The organism is Spirosoma arboris, assembly GCF_009754945.1.
Taxonomy (GTDB): Bacteria; Bacteroidota; Bacteroidia; order Cytophagales; family Spirosomataceae; genus Spirosoma; species Spirosoma arboris.
This window is the reverse complement of record NZ_WPIN01000003.1, coordinates 812,051-818,098: the sequence shown is the minus strand read 5'-3', so window position 1 is coordinate 818,098 and position 6,048 is coordinate 812,051. Positions and strand designations below refer to the sequence as shown.

At 46.3% G+C, this 6,048-nt stretch carries 5 protein-coding genes, 2 tRNA genes and 1 pseudogene; 2 read left to right on the top strand and 6 right to left on the bottom strand.

The window, feature by feature from the left end; translation table 11 throughout:
- From GO755_RS40895 to GO755_RS11250, 3 genes and pseudogenes are all read right to left on the bottom strand, one after another.
- A pseudogene (locus GO755_RS40895) lies at positions 1-419 on the bottom strand (transposase); the annotation flags it as partial.
- A gap of 192 nt (positions 420-611) precedes the next feature.
- Complete coding sequence (locus GO755_RS11255) at positions 612-1,046, bottom strand: nuclear transport factor 2 family protein (protein WP_157584830.1); 435 nt, start codon at positions 1,044-1,046, stop codon at positions 612-614.
- Between the two features lie 141 nt (positions 1,047-1,187).
- Positions 1,188-1,269 (bottom strand) — tRNA-Leu (locus GO755_RS11250).
- A gap of 150 nt (positions 1,270-1,419) precedes the next feature.
- Here GO755_RS11250 and GO755_RS11245 point away from each other — a divergent pair.
- Positions 1,420-1,830, top strand: coding sequence for a DUF3127 domain-containing protein (locus tag GO755_RS11245; protein ID WP_157584829.1), 411 nt, complete (start codon positions 1,420-1,422; stop codon positions 1,828-1,830).
- A 40-nt stretch (positions 1,831-1,870) separates the two neighbouring features.
- Here GO755_RS11245 and GO755_RS11240 read toward each other — a convergent pair.
- A tRNA-Lys gene (locus tag GO755_RS11240) sits at positions 1,871-1,943 on the bottom strand.
- Between the two features lie 54 nt (positions 1,944-1,997).
- Here GO755_RS11240 and GO755_RS11235 point away from each other — a divergent pair.
- Positions 1,998-2,741, top strand: a complete 744-nt coding sequence (locus GO755_RS11235; RefSeq protein ID WP_157584828.1) for a tetratricopeptide repeat protein — start codon at positions 1,998-2,000, stop codon at positions 2,739-2,741.
- Between the two features lie 47 nt (positions 2,742-2,788).
- Here GO755_RS11235 and GO755_RS11230 read toward each other — a convergent pair whose 3' ends face one another.
- Both GO755_RS11230 and GO755_RS11225 read right to left on the bottom strand, forming a co-directional pair.
- Positions 2,789-3,598, bottom strand: a complete 810-nt coding sequence (locus GO755_RS11230) for an SDR family oxidoreductase (protein WP_157584827.1) — start codon at positions 3,596-3,598, stop codon at positions 2,789-2,791.
- Positions 3,599-3,732: 134 nt separating this feature from the next.
- Positions 3,733-5,988, bottom strand: coding sequence for a gliding motility-associated C-terminal domain-containing protein (locus tag GO755_RS11225; protein WP_157584826.1), 2,256 nt, complete (start codon positions 5,986-5,988; stop codon positions 3,733-3,735).
- Positions 5,989-6,048: the final 60 nt, after the last annotated feature.

The window sequence follows — 6,048 nt, the reverse complement described above, 5'->3', positions numbered from 1 at the left end:
GACGACGAGACTTATGCTGCAAGGAGGATCGACGGAACTGAATAACCGAGCAGGCACGACGGGCCGAAACGCGATAGTTTTCCATTAAACTTGAGGCCAGTTTTCTTCGCTGAACTGGCCCGCTCGGGCGGCCCCGTTAAAGCTTTTTTTTGAGCACATCCTGAAGCATTTGTTTGTCCAAGCTCAGGTCGGCCACTAGCTGTTTCAACTGACGGTTTTCTTCCGCTCCGGCGGCCCGGTTCCAACTGGCGTAATCGGTGCAGTTCGGCAACACCCAATCCGCCATACTTCTTCTTCCAATTGTAAAAGGTAGCCTCGCTAATGCCCATTTTGCGACATACTTCGGCTACGGCTACTCCAGTCTCAGATTGTTTGAGAGCAAAGACGATTTGCGCTTCGGTGAACTTCGTTTTCTTCATGACGATTTGTTTGATTTAAGTTAATCCAAATCGCCCGATTTTCTCTACTTTATACTGGAACGCTTTTCTGGGGGGAGGTCAGTTGTTTAACTGCCCCTGATTAGCCCTCACTTATTGGTGGTAAGGTGGTAAAGTACATATAGGGGGCTTACCTTTACCACCTTGAAAATCGAGCATTTTTAGTCCTTACAGTTATGGTGTCGGCTTCGTGATCATACTCTTAAGCCGCCAGCCGTGTTGGTCGCCCCATTTCCATTTAGCTACATAAGTCCCTTTTGCGTTTATCGTATCTTTCCTGGTCAGCAAAGCTGTCTGCTTAAAACTACCGGTCTGCGTAGCTGAATCACCCACGATAGCAATTGAGGTAGTTTGCGAGGACATAGCCAACACCTTCACATCTTTGAACGTGGCTAAAAAACGCCGAATTGAATCCTGCCCATGCGCTATGTTTCCAAGATTGCCATCAGTCGTGTAGAGCAGTGCCATCGAGTCCAGTTGCATCGATTTGATAAACCGGTCGTATTTATTCATGGCAGCCTCAATCTCATCGTTAGAATGAGAGTGCTGACAGCTAGCCAACACTAGGAAGGCAGAGACGATAAGAATCCACCCTAAAGAACGCCTCATAGTATTATAGTAGGGTTTAGATTAGACTGATTTATCAAGCAACCGAAAGCAACTATAGTACTTGTTTCAACCAATGATTCAACCGAAAACTAAAAAAGCACTTACCGTTGATTGTAAGTGCTTGATTGTTAATTATCTGTGTGACCATGGGGAGATTCGAACTCCCAAGCCTTGCAGCACCACCCCCTCAAGATGGCGTGTCTACCAATTTCACCACATGGCCAATTCTGTAATGAGGTGCAAAGATAAGAGTCTTGTCATCTTTTGCCAAACAGATGCCCGAAACTTTTCCTTTTTTAGGCAAATGTGGCCCATAAATGGCTAAAATTTCGTACTTTTATCTGTCAAAATCACGTTTAAAAGTACAATTTGTATGGCACTGGAATTAGTCGGAAAGCTTATAAAAGTTCTGCCTGAAGTATCGGGGCAAAGCCAAAAAGGCCCTTGGAGTAAGCAGGAATTTGTTATTGAAACACTGGATGCATCATACCCTAAAAAAGTTTGTCTAACGGCTTGGGGCGATAAAGTTGCCGATCTCAAACAGTACGCTATGGGTGATACACTCAAGGCTACATTCAGTGCTGAGTCGCGTGAATACAATGAGCGTTGGTATACTGAGTTGCGGGCTTTCCGTATTGAGTTAGCTGAAGGAGATAGCGGTTCGGCGCCGGCTCGTCCAGCTACTACACAACAACCTCAGTCGCGGCCAGCTCCGCAAAATCAACCAGCTGCTATGTCGTTCAATGCAGCCTTTGATGAAGAAAGTAACGATTTGCCGTTTTAATAGCTAGCATAAAAAAAGCCGCTCATGAGCGGCTTTTTTGTGATTCGGCTGGGATTCGAACCCAGGACCCATACATTAAAAGTGTATTGCTCTACCAGCTGAGCTACCAAATCGGTTGAACTTTGATCCTCCTTAAGAGGGGCTGTCCGTAATTGTGGTGCAAAATTATGGCCTTATTTCGTTCGTTGCAAGACATTCGTCTTAAAATAAGTCTATTTTTTTATTTTTGGACAGTTTGGGCGTCAGCACAGACTGTCTCATCTGACTCGCTCCGGCGAGCTGATTCACTGTTTGCCGCTGGCGATCAGACAAATGCAGCGCGCTTATATGAAATGGCATTGGCCGAGGGGCATACGGCTACAGATCCAATGTTGCTGAAGTTAGCCAGTGCATACGAACAGCAAAATGATGTGCCGAAGCTATTATATTATCTGGACGTTTATTTCGACAGACATCCGGATGATGCTGTATTGCGCCGAATGAGCGACATTGCCAGGGCGAATAACCTGAGTGGATATGAAACCGATGATCTAAATTATTTTTACCTATTCTACCGTAAATACGGTATTTATTTTCTGCTCTTTCTCCTTATTCCGGCAGGCTATGTATTTAGTGTACTAATGCTTAAAGTCCTAAAAAAAGAGGCTATTCCAGGGCGGCAGAAATGGATTATCTTCGTCTACCTGCTCTTATTATTGATCTTCACAAACTTACCCGAAGGTGTACAATCGGGCATTACCAGTCATAATCGCGTGCTGTTACGGACCGATCCGTCGGCAGCGGCTCCTGTTGTCGAAGTGATAGGAAGAGGCCACAAAGTCAATATTCTGGGGACGAAAGACATCTACCTTCGTGTACTATGGCACAACGAACTATACTTCATCCGACGGGATAATGTGTGGATAATTTAATAAGTGACTGATGGAATGAGTGAGTAAAACTTGCAGCAGCTATTCACTCATTTCTTCAATGGAGAATCCTTCTCCTTGGCTAATGTGTTGTAAACCAGTTTGTCCATTAAGCCAGGAAGCCATTTATTCATAAAGACAGTGAATTTTCCCTGACCTGTCAGAATAAGTTCGCGTTTCCGATTTTTTACGGCCTTGAGTATATGATCGGCACATTCTTCTGCACTCATCATACTGCTTTCATCACGCATGGTTTCGCCTTTTGCCTGACCATGTGCATCAAGGGCCGAAACCCGGATGTTTGAGGCCGTAAACCCAGGACAAGCAGTCAGGACGTGAACGCCTGTATGCAGCAATTCGGTCCGAACTGCTTCCAGAAACCCGTTCATCGCAAACTTGGAGGCTGAATAACCGCATCGCACTGGCAAGCCTCTGTAGCCGGCTATTGACGAAATGCCAACGATAGACCCTTTTGCCTGCTGGATGTAAGGCAGGGCGTAGCGGGTGGCATAAACCGTTCCCATGAAATTGATATCCATTACTTTCTGGATAACAACAGGATCGGTATCAATCAGCATAGAACGCATGCTGATACCTGCATTATTGATGAGTATATCTAACCGACCGAAATGCGTAATGGTCTGTTCGATGAGCTGTTTAACATCGGCTTCAATACTTACGTCGGCTATAAGCGAAAGACAGGTAATGCCAGCCTGACGAAGTTCGTCGCTAACAATCTGAAGAGCATCGGCTTTGCGACCACATATAACAATGTTGGCTCCTTCGCGCCCAAATGCAAACGCTAACGCCCGACCAATGCCCGATGAAGCACCGGTAATAAGTACAATTTTATCTTTCATAGAGAAAGACAAAGGTAAGAGATTCGTGGAGTAAGTGGAATGAGTAAAGAGAGTGAAATTGGAGAAGTAAGTACGGTAGTTATAGGATTTCTAGATCTATTTCACTCACTCCACAACTCCACATACTGCACCAATCACCGAAGCAGCGTTACCGTTCCTTTAAAGGTTCGTTTGGTTGTGAGCAAGAGATAATAGTAAGTGCCAACGGGCGAATCATTACCATACCACCGGAATTTTGGATCGGTGGATGTAAAGATTGTGGCTCCCCAGCGATTCGTAATGTCAACGCGTTTGAACTGTTCATCACACGAGTTCTCAGGCATGTCTTTTACGGCGAAGTAATCGTTAACACCGTCGCCATTTGGGGTAAATACGTTCGGCACCTTAATGTCGGAATTTACCGATGGATTTTTGACATGAAAGGTAACTGTGGTTACATCGGTATGGTTTGGCTGACAGGAGTGGTCATCAACTACAAAATCCACAATGAACGTAGCGTCTGCTTTGCCAGCCATTAACTCACAGGTGGGTTTCCAGCTAAACGCCGATTGTAGCGTGGGCAACCCAGATTTGTCAGTGAAATTCATGCCCGCTGCTTTCACGTCGAAGCCCCGCCCTGTCCCCGTTAATCGGATAGTGTCCCGGTCAGGATCGTTGCCAAGCACATCGAACTGTGTGCGGCCAATTGAGTCGGAGGGGCTAACAATTAGCTCGACGACCGGCTGAGTCAGTGTTGTTCGTACACTCGGTGGCTGGCTCGGTAGACCTATAGCTGCGAGCCTTACAGTAACCGTATCCTGCAGATTCTGATTGCAGCGGGTGTCTGTTACAATAAAATCCACTATGTACTCTGACTGCATGGCCTGGGCGCAGGTGGGTTTCCATAAAAAAGGCTGAGAGACCTTACCTAAACCCGAAGCCGAGCCGAATGTCATGCCAGCCTGTGACAGAGCAAATCCTCGTCCAACGGCCTGAATCGTGATATTATCGTTGTCGGTGTCGTTGCCAAATGCTGTAAACGTAAGCGACGAACCAACTGTAACTTTGCCCTGCCCGTTTGAAAGATCGGTACTGGCTACAGGTTTATGATTAAGTGTGGGAATGATATTTAAGCGAATACTGATGGTATCGCTAAGTCCCTGTGGACAGCCGTCGTCTGTGGCCCGAAGAATCAATGTAAAAGGCTTTCCATCAGCCCCAACACATCGTCCGAAACAGAATTTAGCTTGCAGCGTATCGCTACTCGTGTGGGTTAACAGGACGTTGGGCGAGAGGGTCAAATTAGGTAAAGACCCACTCATGTTTGTAATGAAAATACGTTGGTTAGGGTCGATGTCCGTTATGTATAAATTCAGGCAGTTTGTGTCTTGCTCTGCAATGGTAACCACGCTTCCCTGTTTGTAAAAGGCTTTCTGACCATCAGGCCGGAACAGAAGCGTAGGCGGATTATTTTTCGGGCAGTCTACAACCAATACCTGAAAATCACGCCGGACGACACCAATTAATTTTTTGTTTCGGTACTCACCAACTTCAACTGAGAAGACAAAAAGCCCCGCACGGTCTGGCGTCACACTGAGCAACCCCGTTCGTGAATCGACGCGGAGAGGAGCAGTGCCTGGAATCTCATTGGCGGTCGAAATACCGTTACTCCATTGAACCGTCGTATAAGGGCCTGAGTAGAATACAGGCGGTGTATTCTGATTGAGCGCGCCTGGATCGGGTACAACCGCTGTGCTATACCCGTTGTAAGGTGTTACTAATGTATAGGTCAAACTATCACCATCAGCATCTTTAGCGCTAAAGTCAAGGGTAAAGGGTTGGCCAATACAGGCATAGTCACCTTTGGGAACAGTAAATACCGGCGACGAATTCGTGACGGAAACCTGCCCATTCGTCACCGCTGGGAATTCAAGGTAGAATACGGAACCGGCCGCACCCGGATTATTAATATTGACGATGGTCCCGTTTCGGCAGCACCGCTCCCAGGACATATAATAACCGCCTGAATCGTTGAAAATGTTGGGGTCAAGTGTCAGATCGGTGCTATATCGAATCAGTATGGTACTCAGATTGGCGACCGCGCAGAGAGGCCTTGTGTAGGGTACTTGATCACCGCTAATACGGGTAAGCGCTACATAGCCAATAAATTTGTTTGTGCGTTTCGCAAAAACGCCAACAGTAACGACAGCATCATTGGCGCTGGGATTTCCGTTGACGGCATCGAAGTAAAGGTTTAGGTTAATTCGATGACTATAAAAGCTTTGCGCACCCAGATAACGTAATTCCAATTCACCCCCAACAATATGGGTTGCCTGGGCGAAGTGGCTCATAACCAGTAGCAGACCGGTTACAAGTAAGAATTTCCATAACGTTTGGTACAAGTTCGACATACGTAGAATCGATTCGATATTGAGACCGTCCCAAAACGGCTGCTTAAATTAGCAGTTTTT

Excerpts from the sequence above, each read along its gene's own strand:
- GO755_RS11255 (WP_157584830.1), bottom strand. The coding sequence starts at position 1,046 with ATGAGGCGTTCTTTAGGGTGGATTCTTATCGTCTCTGCCTTCCTAGTG.
- GO755_RS11245 (WP_157584829.1), top strand. The coding sequence starts at position 1,420 with ATGGCACTGGAATTAGTCGGAAAGCTTATAAAAGTTCTGCCTGAAGTA.
- GO755_RS11235 (WP_157584828.1), top strand. The coding sequence starts at position 1,998 with ATGGCCTTATTTCGTTCGTTGCAAGACATTCGTCTTAAAATAAGTCTA.
- GO755_RS11230 (WP_157584827.1), bottom strand. The coding sequence starts at position 3,598 with ATGAAAGATAAAATTGTACTTATTACCGGTGCTTCATCGGGCATTGGT.
- GO755_RS11225 (WP_157584826.1), bottom strand. The coding sequence starts at position 5,988 with ATGTCGAACTTGTACCAAACGTTATGGAAATTCTTACTTGTAACCGGT.